At 65.8% G+C, this 22534-nt stretch carries 21 protein-coding genes; 9 read left to right on the top strand and 12 right to left on the bottom strand.

Features of this window, described 5'->3' with window-relative positions; genetic code table 11:
- Positions 1-3 precede the first annotated feature (3 nt).
- From leuC to asd, 5 genes are read left to right on the top strand one after another with little or no spacing between them, the layout of a single operon-like run.
- Positions 4-1431: a 3-isopropylmalate dehydratase large subunit gene (leuC, locus tag AC3WUM_RS12050; RefSeq protein ID WP_492410556.1), complete on the top strand. Its 1428-nt coding sequence runs from the start codon at positions 4-6 to the stop codon at positions 1429-1431.
- Positions 1432-2073 (top strand): 3-isopropylmalate dehydratase small subunit, encoded by a 642-nt coding sequence (leuD, locus tag AC3WUM_RS12045; RefSeq protein ID WP_492410555.1) that lies wholly within the window; start codon positions 1432-1434, stop codon positions 2071-2073.
- A 23-nt stretch (positions 2074-2096) separates the two neighbouring features.
- Positions 2097-3176 carry a 3-isopropylmalate dehydrogenase gene (gene leuB / locus AC3WUM_RS12040; protein WP_492410554.1) on the top strand — a complete coding sequence of 360 codons (1080 nt, stop codon included), beginning with the start codon at positions 2097-2099 and terminating at the stop codon, positions 3174-3176.
- 8 nt (positions 3177-3184) lie between these two features.
- The gene (locus AC3WUM_RS12035) at positions 3185-3619 is read left to right on the top strand and encodes a GNAT family N-acetyltransferase (protein WP_492410553.1); all 435 of its coding nucleotides are present in this window, start codon (positions 3185-3187) and stop codon (positions 3617-3619) included.
- 41 nt (positions 3620-3660) lie between these two features.
- Positions 3661-4767 carry an aspartate-semialdehyde dehydrogenase gene (gene asd / locus AC3WUM_RS12030; RefSeq protein WP_492410552.1) on the top strand — a complete coding sequence of 369 codons (1107 nt, stop codon included), beginning with the start codon at positions 3661-3663 and terminating at the stop codon, positions 4765-4767.
- Between the two features lie 74 nt (positions 4768-4841).
- Here the strand turns inward: asd and bglX are convergent, their stop codons facing one another.
- Complete coding sequence (gene bglX / locus AC3WUM_RS12025) at positions 4842-7130, bottom strand: beta-glucosidase BglX (RefSeq protein WP_492410551.1); 2289 nt, start codon at positions 7128-7130, stop codon at positions 4842-4844.
- 118 nt (positions 7131-7248) lie between these two features.
- Between bglX and AC3WUM_RS12020 the strand changes: the two genes are divergently transcribed.
- Complete coding sequence (locus tag AC3WUM_RS12020) at positions 7249-7419, top strand: DUF2256 domain-containing protein (protein ID WP_492410550.1); 171 nt, start codon at positions 7249-7251, stop codon at positions 7417-7419.
- Here AC3WUM_RS12020 and AC3WUM_RS12015 read toward each other — a convergent pair.
- The 3 genes from AC3WUM_RS12015 to AC3WUM_RS12005 all read right to left on the bottom strand — a co-directional run bounded on the left by AC3WUM_RS12015 (position 7416) and on the right by AC3WUM_RS12005 (position 9713).
- Complete coding sequence (locus tag AC3WUM_RS12015) at positions 7416-7667, bottom strand: VF530 family protein (RefSeq protein ID WP_492410549.1); 252 nt, start codon at positions 7665-7667, stop codon at positions 7416-7418. The two genes, AC3WUM_RS12020 and AC3WUM_RS12015, sit on opposite strands and share 4 nt — an antisense overlap.
- Before the next feature lie 70 nt (positions 7668-7737).
- Positions 7738-9024, bottom strand: coding sequence for a c-type cytochrome (locus AC3WUM_RS12010; RefSeq protein WP_492410548.1), 1287 nt, complete (start codon positions 9022-9024; stop codon positions 7738-7740).
- Positions 9021-9713: a c-type cytochrome gene (locus AC3WUM_RS12005; RefSeq protein WP_492410547.1), complete on the bottom strand. Its 693-nt coding sequence runs from the start codon at positions 9711-9713 to the stop codon at positions 9021-9023. Before AC3WUM_RS12005 ends, AC3WUM_RS12010 begins: the two co-directional genes overlap by 4 nt.
- Positions 9714-9918: 205 nt before the next feature.
- Between AC3WUM_RS12005 and AC3WUM_RS12000 the strand changes: the two genes are divergently transcribed.
- Together AC3WUM_RS12000 and AC3WUM_RS11995 are read left to right on the top strand one after the other, a co-directional pair.
- Positions 9919-10158, top strand: coding sequence for a DUF2970 domain-containing protein (locus tag AC3WUM_RS12000; protein ID WP_492410546.1), 240 nt, complete (start codon positions 9919-9921; stop codon positions 10156-10158).
- 109 nt (positions 10159-10267) lie between these two features.
- On the top strand, positions 10268-10711 hold the full coding sequence (locus AC3WUM_RS11995) for an SRPBCC family protein (RefSeq protein ID WP_492410545.1): 444 nt from the start codon (positions 10268-10270) through the stop codon (positions 10709-10711).
- Positions 10712-10859: 148 nt separating this feature from the next.
- Here AC3WUM_RS11995 and AC3WUM_RS11990 read toward each other — a convergent pair whose 3' ends face one another.
- Complete coding sequence (locus AC3WUM_RS11990; RefSeq protein ID WP_492410544.1) at positions 10860-11750, bottom strand: sigma-70 family RNA polymerase sigma factor; 891 nt, start codon at positions 11748-11750, stop codon at positions 10860-10862.
- A gap of 186 nt (positions 11751-11936) precedes the next feature.
- On the opposite strand from AC3WUM_RS11990, the gene AC3WUM_RS11985 reads away from it, so the two are divergent.
- Positions 11937-12392 (top strand): carboxymuconolactone decarboxylase family protein, encoded by a 456-nt coding sequence (locus AC3WUM_RS11985; protein WP_492410543.1) that lies wholly within the window; start codon positions 11937-11939, stop codon positions 12390-12392.
- Between the two features lie 480 nt (positions 12393-12872).
- Here AC3WUM_RS11985 and AC3WUM_RS11980 read toward each other — a convergent pair whose 3' ends face one another.
- The 7 genes from AC3WUM_RS11980 to AC3WUM_RS11950 form a co-directional block, all read right to left on the bottom strand.
- Positions 12873-14282 (bottom strand): aminotransferase-like domain-containing protein, encoded by a 1410-nt coding sequence (locus AC3WUM_RS11980; protein ID WP_492410542.1) that lies wholly within the window; start codon positions 14280-14282, stop codon positions 12873-12875.
- A gap of 3 nt (positions 14283-14285) precedes the next feature.
- Positions 14286-15683 (bottom strand): alginate export family protein, encoded by a 1398-nt coding sequence (locus tag AC3WUM_RS11975; protein ID WP_492410541.1) that lies wholly within the window; start codon positions 15681-15683, stop codon positions 14286-14288.
- Positions 15684-15721: 38 nt separating this feature from the next.
- Positions 15722-16888 carry a chromate transporter gene (locus AC3WUM_RS11970; protein WP_492410540.1) on the bottom strand — a complete coding sequence of 389 codons (1167 nt, stop codon included), beginning with the start codon at positions 16886-16888 and terminating at the stop codon, positions 15722-15724.
- Entirely contained in the window at positions 16885-17850 is a 966-nt protein-coding gene (locus AC3WUM_RS11965; RefSeq protein WP_492410539.1) for a chromate resistance protein ChrB domain-containing protein, read from the bottom strand. Before AC3WUM_RS11965 ends, AC3WUM_RS11970 begins: the two co-directional genes overlap by 4 nt.
- A gap of 97 nt (positions 17851-17947) precedes the next feature.
- Positions 17948-18697, bottom strand: a complete 750-nt coding sequence (locus tag AC3WUM_RS11960) for a hypothetical protein (RefSeq protein ID WP_492410538.1) — start codon at positions 18695-18697, stop codon at positions 17948-17950.
- Positions 18694-20196: a hypothetical protein gene (locus AC3WUM_RS11955; RefSeq protein WP_492410537.1), complete on the bottom strand. Its 1503-nt coding sequence runs from the start codon at positions 20194-20196 to the stop codon at positions 18694-18696. Before AC3WUM_RS11955 ends, AC3WUM_RS11960 begins: the two co-directional genes overlap by 4 nt.
- Positions 20196-22526, bottom strand: a complete 2331-nt coding sequence (locus tag AC3WUM_RS11950; RefSeq protein ID WP_492410536.1) for an HlyD family secretion protein — start codon at positions 22524-22526, stop codon at positions 20196-20198. Before AC3WUM_RS11950 ends, AC3WUM_RS11955 begins: the two co-directional genes overlap by 1 nt.
- Between the last annotated feature and the right edge of the window lie 8 nt (positions 22527-22534).

Below are 22534 nucleotides of genomic sequence, written 5' to 3'. Positions count from 1 at the left end.
ACCTTGGCCACCCCGAACGACAACCGCGTCAAACCTCGTACCTTGTACGAAAAGATCTGGGACGAGCATCTGGTCCGTGACAACGGCGACGGCTCCTGCCTGATCTACATCGATCGCCATCTGGTCCACGAAGTGACGAGCCCGCAGGCCTTCGACGGCCTGCGCCTGAACCAGCGCAAGCCCTGGCGGCTGTCGGCCAACCTCGCGGTGGCCGACCACAACGTGCCGACCACCGACCGCAGCAAGGGCATCGAGGATCCGATCTCGCGCACGCAGGTCGATGCGCTCGATTCCAATTGCGACGAGTTCGGTATCGTCGAATTCAAGATGAACGACCTGCGCCAGGGCATCGTCCACGTGATCGGCCCGGAGCAGGGCGCGACCCTGCCGGGCATGACCGTGGTCTGCGGCGACTCGCACACATCCACGCATGGAGCTTTCGGCGCGCTGGCCTTCGGCATCGGCACGAGCGAAGTCGAGCACGTGCTTGCCACGCAGACGCTGGTCGCCAAGAAGACCAAGACCTTGCGCATCACCGTGCGCGGCCACGTCGGCCCCGGCGTGACCGCCAAGGACATCGTGCTCGCGATCATCGGTCGCATCGGCACTGCCGGCGGCAACGGGCATTCGATCGAATTCGCCGGCGAAGCGATCGCCGCGCTGTCGATGGAAGGCCGCATGACGCTCTGCAACATGGCGATCGAAGGCGGTGCGCGTGCCGGCCTCGTCGCCGTGGACCAGACCACGATCGATTACGTGCAGGGCCGTCCGTTCTCGCCCAAGGGCGAGAACTGGGACAAGGCTGTCGCGCACTGGAAGACGCTGCACTCCGACGAGGGTGCGGTGTTCGACAAGGAAGTGGTGCTCGAAGCTTCCGAGATCCTGCCGCAGGTCACCTGGGGCACCTCACCCGAGATGGTGCTGCCGGTCTCCGCGAACGTGCCCGACCCGTCACGCGAGAGCGATGCGGTCAAGCGCAACGGCATGGAAAAGGCGCTGGCCTACATGGGCCTGACGGCGAACCAGCCGATCGAGCAGATCGCCATCGACAAGGTCTTCATCGGCAGCTGCACGAATTCGCGCATCGAGGATTTGCGCGCCGCCGCCGCAGTCGTGCGCGGCAAGAGCAAGGCCGCGAACGTCAAGCTCGCGCTGGTGGTGCCGGGCTCGGGCCTCGTCAAGCAGCAGGCCGAAGCCGAAGGCCTGCACACGATCTTCACCGACGCCGGCTTCGAATGGCGCGAACCAGGCTGCTCGATGTGCTTGGCGATGAACGCCGATCGCCTCGAACCGGGCGAGCGCTGCGCCTCCACGAGCAATCGCAATTTCGAAGGCCGCCAGGGCCAGGGCGGTCGCACGCATCTGGTTTCGCCCGCGATGGCCGCGGCCGCCGGCATCGCCGGTCATTTCGTCGATGTGAGGAGCTTCTAAATGCGCGCCTTTACCACCGTCACCGCCAAGGTCGCGCCGCTGGATCGGCCGAATGTCGATACCGACGCGATCATTCCGAAGCAATATTTGAAATCGATCAAGCGCACGGGTTTCGGCCAGTTCCTGTTCGACGACTGGCGCTATCTCGATGCGGGTGATCTCGATACGCCGGTCGCCACGCGTCGCCCGAATCCCGATTTCGTGCTCAACAAGCCCGAGTTCCGCGACGCCCAGATCCTGCTGTCGCGCGAGAACTTCGGCTGCGGTTCTTCGCGTGAGCACGCGGTCTGGGCGCTCGACGATTACGGCTTCCGCAGCGTGATCGCGACGAGCTTCGCCGACATCTTCTTCAACAACAGTTTCAAATCGGGCTTTCTGCCGATCGCGCTGCCGGCCGAAGTCATCGAGTCGCTGTTTCAGGAGCTCGCCGCCAACCCGGGCTATTCGCTGACCATCGATCTGCCCGAGCAGGTCGTGATCACGCCGAGTGGTGCGCGTCACCGCTTCGAGATCGACGAATTCCGCAAGGATTGCCTCGTGCGCGGTCTCGATGAAATCGGCCTGACCCTGCAGCACGGCGACGCGATCCGCGCCTACGAAGCCAGGCGCCGCGAACAGGCGCCGTGGCTGTTCGCTTCCTAAAATAACGACAACGCTCAAACAACATGACGATCAAGAAAATCGCGGTACTGCCGGGCGACTACATCGGCATCGAAGTGATGGCCGAAGCGGTCAAGGTGCTCGACGTGCTGCGCGCAGAAGGCGAAGAACTGCAGATCGAATTCGGTCTGCTCGGCGGCGCGGCCGTCGATGCCGAAGGCCATCCGTATCCGGAATCGACGCAGAAGCTCGCGCGTGCGGCCGATGCGATTCTGCTCGGTGCCGTTGGCGGTCCGAAGTACGACGAGCTGCCGCGCGAACTGCGCCCCGAGCGCGGCCTGCTCGCGATCCGCAAGGACCTGAACCTGTTCGCCAACCTGCGTCCGGCACTCGCGTTCGACGAGCTCATCGCGGCGTCGTCGTTCAAGCCCGAAGTGATTTCGGGCCTCGACATCCTGATCCTGCGCGAGCTCACGGGTGACATCTACTTCGGCCAGCCGCGCGGCCGCCGCACCAACGCGGCGGGCGAGGAGGAAGGCTACGACACCATGCATTACGCGGTGTCCGAGATCGAGCGCATCGCGCGCGTGGCGTTCGATGCGGCGCGCAAGCGCAACAGGAAGCTCTGCTCGGTCGACAAGGAAAACGTGCTCGACACCTCGCGCCTCTGGCGTGAAGTGGTGATCCGCGTGTCCAAGGATTACCCGGATGTCGAACTGAGCCACATGTATGTCGACAACGCGGCGATGCAGCTCGTCAAGAAGCCCAAGCAGTTCGACGTGATCGTCACCGGCAACATCTTCGGCGACATCCTGTCGGATGAGGCCTCAATGCTCGCGGGCTCGATCGGCATGCTGCCCTCGGCTTCGCTCGATGCGAACAACAAGGGCATGTACGAGCCGATCCACGGCAGCGCGCCGGACATCGCAGGCCAGAACAAGGCCAATCCGCTCGCGACGATCCTGTCGGTCGGCATGATGTTCAAGTACAGCTTCAACCGTGCGGACATCGCCGAGCGCATCGACGCGGCCGTGAAGCAGGTGCTCAAGGACGGCCTGCGCACGGGTGACATTGCGCAGCCGGGCGAGAAGATCATCGGCACGCGCGAAATGGGCGATGCCGTGGTCGCGGCGCTCAAGCGCTGAAGGCATCAATGCAGCTGATCGAAGTCACCGACGAATCCGGCGCCGTGTGCGAGCCCGAGTGGCTCGCGCGCAGCGAGCGCGTGCATCGTCAGCTGCGTCCGCAGTTGGTCGACTACGCGGCGAGTCTGGGCCGCGTGTTCGCGAGCGGTGGACGCATGCTGATTGCGGTGGATGGTGATTCGGTGCTCGGCGTGGCGATCTATCGCATCAGCGAGAACACGGCCTTCGGCCGGAACCTGTACGTCGACGATCTGGTCACCGACGAGGCGCGGCGCTCCACGGGTGTCGGGCAGGCGCTGATCGGCTGGCTGGAGCATCGCGCACGCGAAGCTGCTTGCGCGATGCTGCATCTGGATTCGGGCACGCAGCGCAAGTCGGCGCATCGGTTTTATTTACGCGAGCGTTTCGAGATCAGCTCGTTTCATTTCAACAAGTCGCTTTGATTCATTTTTAGCAGTCCCCATTGGTGAGAGAGAAAGTCGTCATGAAGAAGGTCGGTCTGGTCGGTTGGCGCGGCATGGTCGGTTCGGTGCTGATGGATCGCATGCAGGCGGAGAAAGATTTCGAGCTGATTTCGCCGCAGTTCTTCACCACGTCGAACGTGGGTGGAGCGGCGCCGTCGTTCGCCAAAAGCGCTGGAACGCTGCTCGATGCGAACAGCATCGAAGCGCTGTCGTCGATGGACATCATCATCAGCTGCCAGGGCGGCGACTACACGACCGAGATCTATCCGAAGCTGCGCGCCGCCGGCTGGAACGGCTACTGGATCGACGCGGCTTCGACCTTGCGCATGAAGGACGACGCGGTGATCGTGCTCGATCCGGTCAATCGCAACGTGATCGATCGCGCGCTAGACAAGGGCATCAAGAACTTCATCGGCGGCAACTGCACGAACTCGATCCTGCTCATGGGCGTCGGCGGCCTGTTCCGCGAGAACCTCGTCGAATGGGTGAGCTCCATGACCTATCAGGCGGCTTCGGGCGGCGGCGCGAACCACATGCGCGAGCTGCTCAAGGGCATGGGCGTGGTCAACGGTGCGGTGGCCGATGAACTCGCCACGCCGTCGTCGGCGATTCTCGACATCGACCGCAAGGTCGCGCAGGCGATCCGCAACGACGTGCCGACCGAATTCTTCGGCGCTCCGCTCGCGGGCGGCCTGATTCCGTGGATCGACGCGCAGCTCGACAACGGCCAGTCGAAGGAAGAATGGAAGGGTCAGGCCGAGGTCAACAAGATTCTCGGCAACGAGAAGCCCATTCCGGTCGACGGCCTCTGCGTGCGCATTGGCGCGATGCGCTGCCACAGCCTCGCGCTGACGCTCAAGCTCAAGCGCGACCTGCCGCTGGCCGAGATCGAATCCATCATCAAGAGCGGCAACGACTGGGTGAAGTGGGTTCCGAACGATCGCGCGATCACGGTCAAGGAACTGACGCCGGCGTCGATCACGGGTGAGCTGCAGGTCGGCGTCGGCCGCGTACGCAAGCTCAACCTCGGCCCGGAATACGTCTCGGCCTTCGTGATCGGCGATCAGCTGCTGTGGGGCGCGGCCGAGCCGCTGCGCCGCATGCTGCGGATTCTGCTCGGCGCTTGATCGGCCTGACGTATTCGGCTTGGCCCTTCTCCCTCCAAGAGGGAGAAGGGAAGCGTCCTCGCAGCTTGCTCAGTTCACTGCGCTGGCCCGACGAGTTCGAAGTTCGCGGCGATGCCGCCCGAGCTCGACGGCGCGATCCATAGCTCGTATTCGCCGGGCTCGCTGACCGGTTTGAGCTCGGGTCCGAGAAACATCAGATCCTCGCGCCTGAGCGTGAACGACACGCGCCTGCTCTCGCCGGGTGCGAGCTTCACGCGTTCGAAATTCTTGAGCTCGCGCAGCGGCCGCGTGACGCTGGCGACGCGATCGCGCAGGTAGAGCTGGGCGACTTCGTCGATCGCGCGCTTGCCGATGTTGCGCAGCACGGCGCTCGCAGTGAGCGTGTCGTTCGCGCCGAGCTTTTGCGTGCTCAGTTCGGGCTTGCCGTATTCGACCGTCGAATAGCCCAGGCCGAAGCCGAAGGCGTAGAGCGGATCGACCGAAATGTCGCGGTAGCGCGCCGTGTATTCCTGGAACGGACCGGGCGGCGGCGGCCGGCCGGTGTTCTTGCGCGCGTAGTAGAGCGGTTCCTGGCCCGGACGCTGCGGAAAGCTCACGGGCAAACGGCCCGAGGGGCTCACGTCGCCGAACAGCACATCGGCGATCGCGTTGCCGGTTTCGGCGGCAAGAAACCAGGTGACGAGAATTGCATCGGCGTCGCGCACCGCGCCGTCGAGCGCGAGCGCGCGGCCCGTGCGCAGCAGCACGATGGTCGGCCTTCCGGTGGCCCTGATCGCTTCGGCGAGCGCCTGCTGCGCGGGCGGTACCACGACTTCGGTGCGCGACTGCGCTTCGCCCGTCATCGCCTCGCTTTCGCCGATCGCGAGAATCACCACGTCGGCGTTCTGCGCGGCGCTCACGGCCGCTTCGATGCCGCCCGGCAATGCCGAATCGATGCCGCTGCCTTGCGTGACGCTGAGCTTCGCATCGGGGCCGAGCGCGGCGCGCAGGCCGGCTTCGACGCTGACCGCATCGCGTCGGTCGTCGAACACCGTCCACGGACCATTCAGATGATCCGGCCCGCTCGCGAACGGGCCGATCAGGGCGATGCGCTGCGATGCACTTTTCCTGAGCGGCAGCAGCTCGCGGTCGTTGCGCAGGATGACGATGCTGCGCTGCGCGGCCTCACGCGCGAGCGCACGCGTCTGCTTCGTGTGATTGAGCTGCCGTTCGCGCCTGGCGTCCATGCGCTCGTAAGGCTTGTCGAACAGGCCGAGCTTGTACTTGACGCGCAGCATGCGGCGCACGGCCTCGTCGATGCGGGACATCGGCACTTCGCCGCTGCGCACGAGCTCGGGCAGGTATTGCTGATAAAGCCGGCTCGTCATGCTCACGTCGACGCCGGCCATGAAGGCGATCTTCACGGCTTCGCGATCGTCCCTGGCGACGCCATGAATGACGAGTTCGTGATCGGCCGCGTAGTCGGAGACGACGATGCCGTCGAACTTCCATTCGTCGCGCAGCAGACCGGTCAGCAGCTTGCGGTTCGCCATCATCGGCACGCCGCCGATCTCGTGAAAACCGGCCATCACGGCGAGCGCGCCCGCATCGAACGCGGCCTTGAACGGCGGCAGGTAGACCTCGCGCAGCGTGCGTTCGCTGAGCTCGGCGACGTTGTAGTCGAGCCCGCCTTCGGCCGCGCCATAGCCCGCGAAATGCTTGGGCGTGGCGAGCATCGCATCGCGATCGCTCAGATGCGCTGCGTCGGCGCCTTTCTGGTAACCGCGCACGCGCGCCGCGGCGAACAGTTTTCCGAGCAGCACGTCCTCGCCCGCGCCTTCGACGCCGCGTCCCCAGCGCGCGTCGCGCGCGATGTCGACGTTCGGCGCGAGGTTCCAGGCCACGCCGGCGGCGCTCGCCTCGATGGCCGTCGCCCGCGCAACGCGCTCGGCCAGATCGGGATCCCAGCTAGCGGCTTCGGCCAGCGGAACCGGGAAGATCGTATGAAAGCCGTGAATCGCATCGACCGAGATCAGCACCGGAATGCCGAGCCGCGATTCCTCGATGGCCGCGCGCTGCAGCTTGCGCGCCCAATCGGCGCCGATGCCGTTGAACACCGCGCTGATCTTGCCCTCGCGAATCTCCGCGAGCTGGCGCTGCATCGCGGTCGGCTCGCCGGGCTTGCGATCGCGATCGGATTCCTCGTCCTCGCGCACGGCCGCGACCAGCGTGAGCTGGCCGGCTTTTTCTTCGAGCGTCATGCGAGAGATCAGCGAGTCGATGTGCGCCTCGTCGACCGGTGCTGACGCGCGCGCAGGCGCCGGCATCACGGCGACGCAGAGCGTCGCGCACAGGAGAAGGGCCCCGCGGAAGGTTCGAAACATGGCTCTCGGATCGGCGTGTCAGCGCACTAGTTTGCCCGTCGGCGGTGGCTGCTTGCCTGAATTCGCATTCACACACGACGCAGCTCGCAGCGGCGAACCGGTCTATGCTCGATCGGCGATGAATTCACCGACCCGATCCTACAAGGGCAACAAGCAGTTCCTGCCGAGCAAGCCTTGCCTCGTCTGCGGCAGGGAGATGAGCTGGCGCAAGAAGTGGGAGCGGAACTGGGACGAGGTGAAATACTGCTCGGAGGCCTGCCGTAAAAAGGGGGCTTCGCAGCCGGGCTAGCTGGCCGTGCGTCCCGGCCACGAGGCAGGTGATCTGAAGGTGGACAGGTAAAGCTGCTCCACCTGCTCCCGCGCCCAGGGCGTGCGGCGCAGGAACTTCAGGCTGGATTTCACGGACGGATCGCTGCGGAAGCAGTTGATGCTGATCCGCTGCGCAAGCCCTTCCCAGCCGTAGTGCTCGACGAGCTTCACGACGAGGTGTTCGAGCGTGAGCCCGTGCAGGGGATTGTTGGGCTGCTGGCTGTTCATGTCGCCAGCATGACCTGGATGCAGAGCGAGGGCGAGGGGGCGTTCCCCTCGCCACAGGCTCGTTCAAGCATCACCGCTGCCGACGCACCTGCTCGGCCGACACCGCGCTCGCCGCATTGCCCCAGCTGCCGCGCACGTAGCTCAGCACCGCGGCGATCTCGTCGGGCGTGAGCTGGTGCTGGTACGGCGGCATGCCATAGGGCCGCGGCACCGTGGTGGTGCTCGGCGCGTAGCCGCCGTAGAGCACGCTGCGGATCGCGTTGCGGGCCGATGGCGCGGTGACGAGCCGGTTGCCTGCGAGCGCGGGGTAGGCGTGATCGCGGCCCTGGCCGTCGTCGCCGTGGCATTCGGCGCAGTGCTGCCCGTAGAGCTTCGCGCCGCTGCTCATCAAGTCCTTGCGGTAGCGCTCGGACACGCGCGGCACTGCGGCGGGTTCGGGCGCCGGGCGCGCGGGCAGCGTGCGGATGTAGTCGACCATCGCCTCGATGTCGGCGCGATCCAGATATTGCAGGCTGTGAAACACCACTTCGGCCATCGGCCCGCTCGCGACGTCGCGCGCCGAAGTGCCCGTATGCAGCAGCTCGATCATCTGCGCGGCCTCGGCATCGTCGATCAGCGTGTCGCTCACGAGCGGCAGCGCGTCCCAGCCGAGCGTCGGAATCGGCCCGCCCGCGTAGGCGCTGGCTTCGCGTGATCCGCCGAGGCTCGTGCGCACGGTGTGGCAGGCGCCGCAGTGGCCGAGGCCTTCGACCAGATACGCGCCGCGATTCCATTGCGCGCTGCGGCTGGCATCGGCTTCGTATTCGCCGGCCTTGAAGTAGATCGCGCGCCAGACACGCAGGGCGAACGCGGTGTCGTACGGAAAGCGCAGCTCGTGCGGTCGCGCGGCCTGCTTCACGGCCGGCAGCGATTGCAGATACGCATAGATCGCATCGGAATCCTGGCGGCTCACGCGCGTGTAGTGCGTGTACGGAAACGCCGGATAGAGCAGGCGTCCGTCGCGCGACTGGCCGTGATGCATCGCGCGCCAGAAATCGGCGCGGCTCCAGCGGCCGAGGCCGGTGTCCTCATCGGGTGTCAGGTTGCTGCTGAAGACATCGCCGAACGGCGTGCCGATGCGCCGGCCGCCCGCGTATTCGGCCTGGCCGGTCGCCGTGTGGCAGGCGATGCAATTGCCGGCGCGTGCGAGGTAGCGGCCTTGCTCGATTTGACTCGCGATGCGCTCGGCGCCGTTCGGCGCGGCGCTGTCTTCGACGGCGATAAGCCGCGCTGGCAGCGCGAGCGCGAGGGCGACCGCGGCAATCGCGATCGCCACCAGCCCGAATGCCCAGGTGAAAATTTTCGCGACGATCTTCATTGCACACCTCCGCAGCGCATCGGCAATTCGGCTTCAGGTTGATTCGCGGGCCGCGCATCGGGCAGCGGCGGCAGGCTCGCGATCCAGGCCGTGGCGGCGGCGATTTCGTCCAGGCTCAGGCGCTGCGCGATCTGCCCCATGCAATCGGGCGCGGCCGCCTTGCGCACGCCGGTGCGCCAGGCGCCGAGCTGGGCGGACAGGTAATCCGCGCCCAGGCCGCGCAGGCCCGGAATCGAAGGCTGCGCGCCCTTGAGTTCGGCGCCGTGGCAGGCGCCGCACGCCGGAACGTCGCGCCCCGCATCGCCGTGTTCGACGAGCTGGCGTCCGAGCGCGAGCCGCTCGGCCGATGCGCTCGATGCCTGCGTCGCGACGCTCAAGGGTTGCGCCGCGTAGTACTCCGCCATCTCGCGCAGGTAGGTGTCCGACAGCGTCGCGAGCATCGGCTGCATGATCGCGTTGTGGCGGCGGCCGTCACGGAAGTTCAACAGTTGCTGCTGCAGATAGCCCGCGGGCTTGCCGGCGATCGACGGGTAGTAGGTTTTTGCGCCGGCTTCGGCGCTCGAATGTCCGGCCTCGCCGTGGCAGGCCGCGCAGGGCTTGACGCGCTCGGCGATGCCGCTTTCATCTGCCGCTATCGCCGCGCCGGCTGCGAGCAGCAGCAGGGCGGGAATCATTGGGTTGATCGCCATCGTGGTTCTCTTCGTCGCCTCGATCGAGGCGACGAATTCTCAGGCCCGGGCGCGCGACGATGAATCTGCAGATGCAGCGAAAAAACCTATAACAGCGGCCGGCGCCCGAGCGCATCTGTTATGCGTTTCGCGGCGCGATCTGGTGCTCTGCAGCGGGCGGCCGGGCTGGCAATCTGGGCCCATCAACACGAAACCGGAGTTCTCAATGAGCACCTCATCCGTGAACGTCCCCGCGGTCCCGCAGCAGCGGCCCAATCTGCTGCAGGTCATCGGCAGCGTGATCTGGGCTTTCCTCGGCATTCAAAGCTCACGCAACCGCGAGCGCGATTTCACCTACGGCAATCCCTGGCAGTTCGTCGTCGTCGCGTTCGTGCTGACCGGCGTGGTGGCGCTGTTCTTCTTCGGCATGGTCAAGCTCACGCTGCATCTGGCCGGCGTCGGCTAGCTGCGCAACGCCGGCCGGCAGTTGGGCGCAAAATAATTCGAATGGGAATGTCGAATTCGCAGCGCCTCGTTCGACGTCTCCATACCAACTGCAAAAACGGAGACGCCCGATGCCCAGCACCATCCGCCTGCACCTCGTCCTCAAGGCCCCGCCCGCGAAGATCTACAAGGCCTTCCTCGACCCCGACGCGATGGCCCGCTGGCTGCCGCCCTACGGCTTCACCGGCAAGGTCCACGAAATCGACCCCCGCGTCGGCGGTCGCTACCGCATGTCGTTCACCAATTTCACGACCGGTCACTCGCACAGCTTCGGCGGTGAGTACCTCGAACTCGTGCCGGATCAAAAGCTCGTCCACACCGACCGCTTCGACGACCCGAACCTGCCGGGCGAGATGAAGGTGACCGTGACACTGAAGGCGGTTTCGGTCGGCACCGAAGTCGAGATCGTGCAGGAAGGCATCCCGGACGTGATTCCGCCAGACGCCTGCCATCTGGGCTGGCGCGAATCGATCGCGCAGCTCACCAATCTGGTGGAGCCGCATATTCCGGATTGAGCGTGAAAGCGAGCGCGTGCCGCGATGCGGCATGCGCTTTTGCCGGCGTGCGGTTCTGGTTCTAGTCAACGAGCTTGGGGCTGTTTTGTGCCAAAACTCGACATCCGCGGGCGGCCACTAACTGCACTGCTAAATGCGCACAAGCACCTTAACTAGCCGATTGCCCTTTGAGGCTAGCCGAAGAGACATGGGACAGCTTTTCAGGATTGCGGACGATGTAAATAGTGCCGATCTTCGCGCCTCGCATACCGAGGATCATCGTTTGCAGGACGCCGCTTCCGTCGACACTGATACATCCGGGCAGCCCATCGATTAACGCTGACCTCAGAAGAGTCGGGCGTGCACCATTCTTGCGACTCTGGCTGGCGAAAATGCGTAGCGCACGGTCAAGACCCCGGATAACTATGGGGAAAGCGATCACTTTTCCGCCTCCATCTGCCTGGATCTCTACATCATGAGCCAGCATCTCAGATAGCTTGGTAACGTCACCGTCGCGAGCAGCGAAAAAGAAGGCGTCTGCAATCCTTTCGGCCTCGGCTGCTTCAATACGGTAGCGAGGGCCTGCTTCTCGAAGATGTTTGCGCGCGCGTGATGCAAGCTGGCGCACAGCGGCGGGTTGCCGATCAAGGGCGACCGCTATTTCGGCAAGCGCAACGTCGAAGATATCGTGCAAAAGAAAAGCTGCGCGCTCCAAAGGTGACAGCCTTTCCATCGCGAGCATTAGCGTGAAGGTCACATCGTCGGAAGTCGCCTCCATTTCATCGGCAGAAGGGATAAGTGGCTCGGGAAGCCATGTCCCGAGATATGTCTCGCGGCGCACACGGGCAGACTTCAGCTGGTCTAGGCACAAGCGAGTGACAACACGCGTGAGGTATGCGGCTGGGGAATCGACGCAGTCCGTGACCTCGCTCCAGCGGAGCCACGCATCCTGAACCACGTCTTCCGCCTCACCGATCGATCCGAGCATGCGATAGCCAAGGCGGACAAGGCGCTTGCGTTGGGATTCAAATTCAGCGGTCCTCTGGTCACTCGTGGGCATATGCGATTTCCATAACTGAACTCCGGAGTGTAAAGCCCCCCGGCCGGACTCTGTCTGACGAGCAAAGCCCCGCCAATGTGACATCGGAGGGTGAATATTTTCTTCTTCGGGTCATGTCACACCCTGCCGCCGGATGTCGTCTATTCCTGGGCGTCATCGATCGACGCTTGTGACGGAGACTTAAGAATGACCAGTACCAAACGCCTTTCTTGGCATGAAATCTCGCCGGAGGGGGCAAAAGCGCTCTTCGGAGTGCATCACTATGTCACCGCGAAAACGGACCTTCCGGACGAACTCATCCATCTCGTGTTCCTGCGCGTGTCGCAGATCAATGGCTGTGCACATTGCATTGATCTTCACACCCGAGACCTGCTCAAGACGATGCCCATCGACAAGATCGTGCTGGTACCCGTGTGGAACGAAGTCCCTCAGCTGTTTCCTGATACGTACCGCGCTGCACTGGCATGGGCCGAGGAAATAACCCTGCTAAGCGAAACACACGCATCGGATGAAGCATATGCGGCTGTGGCTGCGGCGTTCGGGCCTAAGGATCTGGTCGATCTCACGATCGCGATTGCGGCAATGAACGCGTTCAATCGGCTTGGTGCCCCGTTCCGCCTTCCCGTGAAGGCCCAGGCTTGATTCTGCTATCAAAGGTGTCGCCCAGAACCAGCATGGCTACGCTCATTCGGGACATCGATCAATGACCTACAAACCCAAACTCTCCCGTACCCCCAAAGGGATTGTTCCGTCCTAGAAGAGCTCGCCCCCGCGACAGAACACCGCGAGCTTTAAGGTTAAAGCTCAGGGCCTCAATCGCTACGCATCAAAGCGCTAAGCGAAAAGCCCGACAGCTCTACGGTAGACCGCGCGACCTCCACCGTTGAACCTGCCGGGCTGTTTCGCAGAGCTCCGGACCACTGACCATGCCCCTTGCTGGGGCACGCGATCGGTTCCGGACCTGTTCGCGAAAAGCTGTCGAGCTCTACGCTAGACCTCGCCACCTTCTCCGAAGACGCCGAGAAGCTTCCCGGAAGGAGGTCGGCACCTCTTGGCTAGAGGTGGAAACCTCTTTGCCTCAGCCACGCGACCGCGGTTGTGGGGTAGCGCAACCCGGCGCGCTCAACACTGCGCCGCGAGCTTGCCCAGCGTACGCAGCGCCTTGTTGATGCGGCGGTCGTCCGGATGCCCGTAGTTCAGGCGGATGCAATGCGAAAAGTCGTCGCGCGCCGAGAAGATCGCGCCGGGTGCGAGGCTGATGCGCTGGGCGAGCGCGAGCTGGTGCAGGCGCAGCGCATCGGTTCCGCGCGGCAGCTCCACCCATAAAAAGTAGCCGCCTTGCGGACGCGTGACGCGCGTTCCGGCCGGGAAGAATTCGCGCACGGCGTCGATCACCGCGTCGCGCTGCGCGTGCAGGGCGCTGCGCAGCTGGCGCAGGTGGCGATCGTAGCCGGCGTCGTTCAAGTAGTCGGCGAGCGCGAGCTGCGAGGGCAGGGCGGTCGACAGCGTGGTGCTGAGCTTGAGCCGCTGCACGGTCGCCAGATGCCGTCCCGGCGCGGCCCAGCCGACGCGATAGCCCGGCGCGAGGCATTTGGAGAACGAGGCGCAGTGCAGCACGTTGCCGCTGCGGTCATAAATCTTGGCCGGTGGTGATCGCGTGGCCGAGTAGTGCAGCTCGCCGTAGACGTCGTCCTCGATCAGCGGCACGCCGTGCTGTTCGAGCAGCTCGACGAGCCTGCGCTTCTTGTCGTCCGGCATCAGCGCGCCGAGCGGATTCTGGAAACTCGTCATGAGCCAGCAGGCCGCGGGTTTTTGCGTTTGCAGCACTCGCACGAGCGCATCGAGGTCGATGCCTTCGTCCGCGTGCGTCGCCACTTCCACCGCGCGCAGGCCCAGGCGTTCGAGCGCCTGCAGGGCGACGTAGAAGGTCGGCGATTCGATGACCACGGTATCGCCGGGCCGCGTGACCGCCTGCAGGCACAGGTTCAGCGCTTCCATCGCGCCGTCGGTGACGACGAGATCGTCGGCGCCGATGTCGAGGCCGTCGATGTGATAGCGCAGCGCGATCTGCCTGCGCAGTTCCGCATTGCCGGGCGACAGCGCGCTGACCGTCTGCCAGGGGTCGAGTTCGCGCACGCCACGGCACAGCGAGCGATACAGGCGCGGAAACGGAAACAGCTGCGGGCTCGGAAACGCCGAGCCCAGTGGCACCACGTTGCGCTGCTTGATCGCTTCGATGACCTCGTGGATCAGGTCGGCCTTCTCGACGGCGGTCGAAGCGGCCTGCGGCTGCGAAATCGCAGGCGCCGGCGGGTTGAGCTTGGGCTGGCTGCTGACGAAGTAGCCCGAGCGCTCGCGCGCGACGATGCGTCCGCGCGCTTCGAGCAGGTGATAGGCCTTGAGCATCGTCACCACCGACAGCCCGCGATGCCGGCTCGCTTCGCGAACCGACGGCATGCGCTGGCCGGGCTTGAGCGCGCCCGAATCGATCAGCGCCGCCACTTCGTCCGCATAGGCTTTGTAGAGCGTCATGGGTTACTTGAACAGCTGAAAATCGAACTCGACGTAGAAGAAATCGGAGTCCGGTGCGGGGCCGGTGTTGCGCACGAACGTACCCGCGAAGAAGTGGGAATAGCCGCTGACGATTTCGAGATGAGGATCGGCCTTCCAGCGTACGCGCGTATCGATCTCCTGTCCGACGAAATCGCCGCTTTCCCCGCTGCGGTCGCGCCGGCCGATGTTGGACCAGCCATCGCTGTCGGATGCGAGCCAGAAGCCGCCGTAGCCCGCTTCGAGCTGCAGTGCGCCGCTGGCCTTGAGTTCGACGCGCAGCTTCGGCGCGATCACGTTCTCGAAGATCTGGTAATCGCTCGCCGACCACGGACGGCTGAAGCCGAAGTAGCGATTGAAGCGATCGTTGGTGTCGTCGTTCGGATCGTCGTCTCCGCTCGCGTAGCCGATGAAGCCGCTGAAGCGCGGCTTGCCGCGCAGCGAGTCCGCGGTGTAGCCGAGTTCGAAGGTGGCGCCTTCGGCCCTGTGCTTCTGCGCATTGGCGTCATGGCCGGTCTGCAGGTTCACGACGAGGTCGTAGTCGAAGCCCGACGCGAAGGTCGCATAGCCGCGCAAACCCCAGTTGTCGACGCGCGTTTCGGTCTGGTCGTTGACGAGGCGCAGCGCATAAGGCTGTAGCGTAACGAAGCGGGACCATCCGCTGTAAGAACCGATCGCGCCATAGAGATGACGATCGTCATCGGCCTGATCGCGCTCGTCGGGCTCGATGGTGACGGGCTTGAGCGCGAGCAGGTCGAGCCAGGCGACGCCGTTCTTCGATCCGTTGAGCAGCCGGAAGCCCTGGAAACTGTTGGTGGTGTTGCGCCAGGGGTTGCGGCTCAGCAAGCGGCGATCGAGATATTCGAAGGCGATGCGTCCGTACTGCAGGCGAACCGGCTCGCCCTGTCCGTAGAAATCGCGGCCGTAGAGTTCCGCATAGGCCTGCAGCACGTCGTGCTTGTCGACATCGCGCGTGTTGTCGGGCACGTCGCTGTGCACGAGGCGCGAGTCCTGCAGCTCGAGGCCGAAGCGCAGTGGATCGATCAGCCGTTCGATGCCGACGAACACGCGCGCGCGCAGCAGCAGCGGATCGTCCGACAGCGTGTTGTAGCGGTAGTCGTGGTGACGCGATTCGTAGCGGACGCGATAGTCCGCGCCGAGCAGTAGCCAGTCGAGATCGCTCAGCGATTCATGGCCGGTGTCGCTTGCGCGGCGCACGTAGCGCGGCGGCTCGGTTTCGGCGCGCGTGCCGTAGGCGCGTGATTCGACCGGTGCAGAAGGCCGCGAATCGGCCTGCGCTTGAGCGTTCGCATCGAGGCTGCGAAAGCCGAAGAGCAGGGCGACGAAGCCGACGTAGAAGGACCATCGCTGCAGCAGTGCCACCGTATTGGCTCCGTTGTTCGCTTGAATGAGTTTGAGGGCTAGGCGGACATCAAGGGATGCGCGACGAGCCCGACGGCCGCGGCGATCGCGATCACGACGGGCTCGGGCAGCTTCTTGTAGCGCCACAGCAGCGCGGCGGCGCCGAGCGCCAGTGCGATGGTCGGAAGATCGACGACCGATCGCTGACCGAGCACGACGACCGCACCGGCGATGGTGCCGACCGCGGCGGCGGTCGCGCCGTCGACGAAGGCGACGACACCCGGCTGCTTGCCGTATTTCTTGAAGTAGGGCGCGGGCAGGATCGTCAGCAGATAACACGGCAGGAAGGTCGCCAGCGCCGCGACCGTCGCACCCGGCAGGCCTTCGACGAGATAGCCGATGAAGCCCACGGTGATGACGACCGGCCCCGGCGTGATCATCGCCACGGCCACCGCATCGATGAACTGGCGCTCGTTGAGCCAGTGGAAATCATTCACCACGCCGCCGTGCAGGAACGGAATGATGGCCAGCCCGCTGCCGAACACGAAAGCGCCTGCCTTGGCGAAGAACAGGAATAGCTGCAGCAGCTGCGAGTGGTCCGCTGCGAGCAGGGCCGGGCTCAGCACGGCTGCGGATGGCAGGGTGCCGCCGGGCCTGAGCCATTTCGGCGGCGTGCGTTGCAGGTACACGAGCGCACCGCCGAGCACGAACGCCCAGGCGATTTCCTCGGCCGTGACCACCGTGAGCGCGGCGCTTGCGATCGCGATGCCCCAGAGCAGCTTGTCGCGGCCGAGATTCTTGGTCGTGAGCTTGTGCGCGCTCAGGGCGATGATGCCGATCACCGCGGCGCCGACGCCGTAGAACACCGCCTGCATCCATTCCAGGCCGTCGTAGCGCTGGTACAGCCAGCCGAGCGCGATCACCATCAGAAACGAAGGCAGCACGAAGATCAGGCCGATCGCCGTCGCGCCGCGCACGCCGTGGTGCACGTAGCCCAGATAGATCGCGAGCTGCGCCGCGAGCGGGCCCGGCATCAGCTGTGCGAGCGCCATGCCTTCCTTGTAGTCGCTCTCCGAAATCCAGCGTCGCTGCTCGACGAGGTCGCGATACATGTAGCCGACGAGAGCGGCCGGGCCTCCGAAGCCCATGGCGCCGAGCTTGAGGAAGTAGGCCGCGAGCTGCCACAAGGAGTAGCGCGCCGCTTCGGGCGAAACCGTTGCCGTCATGTCGAGGCTCCCGACTGCTGTGCCGCGTAGAAATCGTAGAAGGCATCGAGCACCGGCGACATTTCGGCGAGCAGGCGATCGTCGTCGAGGCCGCGTGCGCGCGTGGCCGACATCAGGGCTTCGAAGCCCGGCGCCTCGGCCACCGGCTCGCCGCCGACGTCGAGGCTGTGCACCATCGCGCCGAGCCGCGCGATGCCGCGATCTCGATCGAGCCCGAAGCTCGCGGCGAGCACTTCGAAAGTGACGCGCTCGTCGACGTGCGTGAAGGTGGCGCCATCGAAATCGAAGCCGAGCGCATCGCGCGGGCAATCGGACGGTTTCACCAGCCAGACGAAGCGCGCCTTTTCGTCGATGAAACGCCGGATCAGCCAGGCGCTCGCGACGCGGTCGATCCAGAGCTTCTGGCGCGTGGCCCAGACCCGTTTCTGGTAGTCCTCGCGATCGAGGCGCTGCAGCGACTTGCGCGTCGTCTGCGGCTCGTCGGGCGACAGATACGAGGCAGCGAGCGTGTCGAAGTCCTGCCAGGCGCTGGCCGCTTTTGTCGATGCGGCGCCCGGGAAGTGATCGATCGCGACGATCGATTCGTACTCGCGGCGCAGCTTCTGCTGAGTGCGCTGGATCTCGGGCAAGGCGAGCTTGTGCAGGCCTTTGCGCAACTTCAGCAGCTGGCGGACGAAGGCGTCGAAGTCCTCGCTGCGATCGAACAGGCTTTCGAGCGAAGCCTGCTGCGACTCATCGCGCGAAGTGACATCGAGAATGTGCGCGGTGCCGCCTAGCTCGCCGATTTCGTCGGACAGCCTCGAAAGCGCCTGCAGGGAGCGCTCGTTCGACGGCAGCAGGTAGACGCCATCGCGAACGGCCCCGCAGCCGAGCGCCTTGAGCGCGCGCCAGAACCGGACGCGCGCGGAGGCGTTCGCGGTCGGCAGCGTGAGCACCAGCAACAGCCACTCGGCTCGGTCCATGTAACGTGCGAAACATTTATGTTATGACCGAAACATGATGGCATGACGCCGACGGCCGAGGGAAGTCCGGCCGCTGCCGACGCGGTGCGGACCCGCCTCAGCGAGACGCCTGCAACCAGGCTTCGAATTCGTCGATCGTCGGAGTTTCGGCGCTGGCGCGGCCGCCAAAGGGCCAGCGCCAGAATTCGGCCTGGCTTTGCCGTTGTGCGAGGACCTCGAGCGCTTCGATCGTGCCCGGCGCCTGCGGGCCGATCTCGACGCGGCAGCGGCGCAGCGAATCGCGATCCGCAAGCGCCCGGCCGAGCGTCGAATGCAGCTGGTACCAGGCCAGCACCGGCTTGAGCACCGGCGACGGGTTGGCGATGTTGTGGTCACGATAGTCCGGCGGCACGAACAGCCGCGTGTCGTAGCGGCGCCGGCTCGCGCGCTCGAAGTCGTCGCGCGGTGTCAGTGCGTGCACGAACAGCGCCTGCGGCTGCATCGCGAACCAGCGTTCGGCATCGACGATGCGAAAGCCGGCGAGTTCGTCGACGATCACGAGCGGCCTGCCCGCGATCCCCTGCACGATCGCCCACAGCAGCGTGGCGATGTTCCAGTCGCTGCGCTCGGCGAGATAGGACAGGGCATCGCGCCGCGCTTGCGGGACGTGCGCCGAAAGCGCGGCGAGCAGCGAACGCTCGATCGGTTCCTGCGCGAGCTCGATCATCTGCAGCAGCTCGGCGACGTTCTTGGCGAGGCAGAGCTTCAGGTCGCTCAGGCAGACGCCGCTGGCGCGGTCGGCCAGGCGCTCGCCGTAGTCGCGCAGGCCGCTGTCGGGCGTGCCGAGAATGACGGTCACGGCACTCATGCGGGCGGACCGTCGATGCGCTTGTGGCCGAGAAACACTTCGCAGCCACCGCGCGGGTTGTTCACCCGCTGCCAGCGTCCGTTGCGCTGGATCGCGACCTGCGGTCCGTACGGATTCGCGGTGCCGACGAACAGGCCATGCGGCGTCGAGGCGAAGTTGCGCACGCCCCAGTTGTACTGGTTGTCGAAGCCCGAGCGCGTGATGCATTCCCAGCGGATGCCGTCGGCGGTGCGCCACAGATCGAAGCCGCCCATGTCGCGATTGAGCCGGTCCAGGCCCCAGCGCTGCACGAGCACGAGCACGTCCTCGGGCCAGGTGTTGATCGGGATGTAGGGCAGCGCGTTGGCCCACGAGAACGTGCCCACGTAGAGCCAGCCCGCGTGCTCGGCCATGCGCCAGATGTAGCCGTTGAACAGGTTGTCGAAGCCGGCGCCGTAGCCCGACAGCGGCACCTTCAGGCCTTGCGGCGTCTGGCGCGGAACCCCGGCGAGCAGATCCCAGGAATCATCGGGCCAGACGCGGATCATCTCGGAGGCGCCCGGACCGATGCGGAACTGACGGTGGAAGCCGCCGTTGGCGATGCCGGTGCCGACGTAGAGCGCGCCCTTGAACACGCAGAGGCTCGCCACCGCCTCGTTGAGCGGCCCGCGATAGGCGCCCTTGTCGAGCACCTTTTTCCAGGTGTACGGCGGCTTGTCGGCGGCTTCGGTGCGCCAGAGCTGCAGGCCGCGCGGATTCACGGTTCCGGCGTAGAGCCGGCCGTGGTACTCGACCATCTCGAACACGGTGACGTTGGCGCGCTCGCCGAAGCCCTCGACGTTCGCCGCGGTCCACTTGGCGCTGCCGATGTCCTCGGTGCAGTAGATCGTCGATTCGCTGCCGACCGAATCCTGCGCGCGCGCCACGCCGTTGACGATCGCGACCGCGCTCGTCGGCGAGGTGTGCACGCGCCCGTTGAACACCTGCAGGGTTCGGAACGAGCGCACCTGCGGTCCGAACGGCGGACGCGGCGCCGAGTGGAAGGTCTCGCCGTCCTCGCAACGCAGGATGTCCGGCGGCTCCGGCGCGCGCGCGGGCGCCCAGGTCGACACGTACAGGCAGGGCTTGGAATCGCTCGCGCCCTTGAACACCGTCATGCCGCGAAAGCCGATGTAGCGCGGCACCTGCTGGCCGCTTGCGCTCGTCACCCAGATCGCCTGGTAGACGCGCGTCCAGCGGTTGTCGGCGGGGTCGAAGCGCCAGATCTCGGCGCGGCGATCGTAGTCGTAGACATCGGGCTTCCAGTCCGTCGGCCAGGGCTTCATGTTCGGCGTCGGCTGGTTGCACTTGTTCATCTGCAACACGCCGCGCGTGGTGCCGACGTAGAGCCGGCCCTGGAACCAGGCCATGCTGTGCGCGTACGAATTGAGCCCATCGCCGAAGCCGCTGCGATTGACCAAGCGAAAGTCGGCGGCGTCGAGACCGAGCCCGTCGCCACCGCTTTGCGTCGACGCGTTCATTACGGCAGCCAGGACCAGACCTCGACGAGCACGAAGCGCACGAGCGCCCGAGTGAACGCGATGCCGGCGAGCGTCCAGTGGCTGCGCACCTTGCCTTGTCCGGTCATCTCGGGCTTGAGCTGCTCGGCCGGCTCGTCGATGACCATGCGCACGCGCACGATCTTGCCGTATTCGCCTTGCTCGGCATCGGGCGCGATGCTGACGACGTGGCCCTTGAAGCTGTTGCCCGGAAACGCCCAGACGCGCACCCAGGCGGGTGCGTTCGGGGCCAGCTCGGCGATCGTCGACTCGGGCATTTCGAGTTCGGCCTGCAGCTGGCTGGTGTCCTCGATGTAGGCGACCGGCGCCCCGGTTTCGAGGTAGGCGCCGCGCGCGAACAGCAGCTTGTCGGACACCACGCGGCCCGCGATCGGCGCCTTCAGCGTGGTGTTGGCGAGCTGCTCGCGATCGTATTCGAGCTCGGTTTCGGCCTTGACGACTTCGGCCTGCAAGGCGGCGATGCGCTCGTCGCGCGCCGGGTTGCCGATCACCTTCACCTGCTGCTCGGCTTCGGCCACTTCCTGCCGGCGAACCTCGGCGGTGCCGCGCGCGGTGTCGTAATCCTGAGGCGAAACCGCGCGACGACGGAACGCATTGCCGATGCGCTCGGCCTCGGTCTGCGCAAGCGCCAGGCGCTTGCGCGCGGTGGCGAGCTTCTCGCGCGCGAGCTGCACTTCGTTGCTCGCGCCGCCGCTCTTGACGATGGACAGCTCCGCCTCGGCGCGCTTGAGCGTGGCTTCCGAGGCCGCGACCTTGGCCTTGGCGGCGACGTCGGAAATGCGCAGCAGATCCTGGCCGGCGGCCACCATCTGGCCTTCCTCGACGAGCACTTCGCGCACGTCGCCCGGAACCAGGGCGCGCACCTCGGCGCGATCGCGCGGCAGGATCACCGCCTTGCCGCTCGGCTCGTACGGGTAGGGCAGCAGCATCAGCACGGCGATCACGCCGACGACGATCCAGGTGGTGCGGGAGAAAGTGGGCAGTTTCACGCGGAAAGGCTCCAGGGAAGTGCGCAGATACAAGCCGCGCCGGGCATAGCGGTACAGCGAGAACGACAGCACCGAAACGAACAGCAGCACGCCGACGCCGCCGTAGCGATGTTCGAGCCAGTGTGCCGGGAACAACACGTACAGGGTCATCACCGTGACCAGATACACGAGCGTCAGCGCCGCATAGCCGATGCGCAGGCGCTGGTCGGGCAGCGGCTGCTCGTTCCACGGGCGGACCAGGCCGACCAGCGACATCCAGGCCTGCTCGCGCAGGTCGGTCACGCCGATGCGATCCGAAAGCCAGTGATAGCCGTCGCGACGCGCGAGCGGGTTCGCATCGAACAGGAACACCGCGATGGTCGCCGTGGTGAGCCCGACGAAGAACTGCGGCAGCACGCTCGAACCCTGCCGCGTCAGGAACCAGCCGAGCTGCGCGAGCACCGCCAACAGCAGCAGGGCGGTCAGCGGCGCGATGAGGATGCGCGTGCGTCCGCGCGCATCGGCGAGTTCGGCCGGGCCGCCGGTATGCGTGAAGAAGCGCGGAATGAAGCCGAGCCCGAACACGAAGCCGAACGAAGGCCATTCGCCGGTGGTTCGCCGCACGCTGACCAGTCGGGCGCTCTGCGAGACCAGGTTGATCGTGAACGCCGAGACGGCCACCACGACGAGCAGCTTGGGCCAGTCGACCAGCAGGCGCGCCGCATCGCGCGCGATCTCGAAGCGCACGTGCCAGAACGCGAACAGCCCGCAGACCACCAGCGCGAGCAGCGTCCAGGCGACGGCGGGCCTGATCGTGCCGAGCGCGAAAGGCCGGCCGAGCGCGGCGAAGAAGTTCGGCGGCAGTTCGAGCTCGACCTCGTCGACGGCGCCGCGATGCCGGCCGCGGAAGTTGCCCGCGAGCGCGCCGGGCAGGCCCGGGCGCGCGAGCGTTCCGGGCAGCAGGCTCGGCATCGGCACGGCGGCGCGACGCTGGCGCTGCAGATCGCGTCCCCAGGGATCGCGTTCGAGCTGGCCCGGCGAGGGCAGAGGCTCTTCGATGCCTGGAGCGAGCAGGCCGGCGATGGCGAGATCGAGCGCGGCTTCGCGCAGCGCGGCGGCATCGGCATCGATGCCCAGTCTGCTTTTCGCCGCGAGCGGGCGCTGATTCGGCGGCGTGGTGCCGTCGAACACCGCCGCGAGCTTGCGCGTGAGCGCGGACAGCGAGCCGCTGTCGCGCGCGGCGGCGGCATCGGCACGCCAGTACGGGTGCTCGCCCGGGTTGGCGTGCGGCGGAGTTCCCGCGCCGTTCACGTCGGCCGCCATGATCGGAT

It is taken from the genome of Hydrocarboniphaga sp. FW305-C-57, assembly GCF_058783045.1.
The sequence above is the reverse complement of the archived record's forward strand: the minus strand, read 5'-3'. Positions and strand labels throughout refer to the sequence as shown.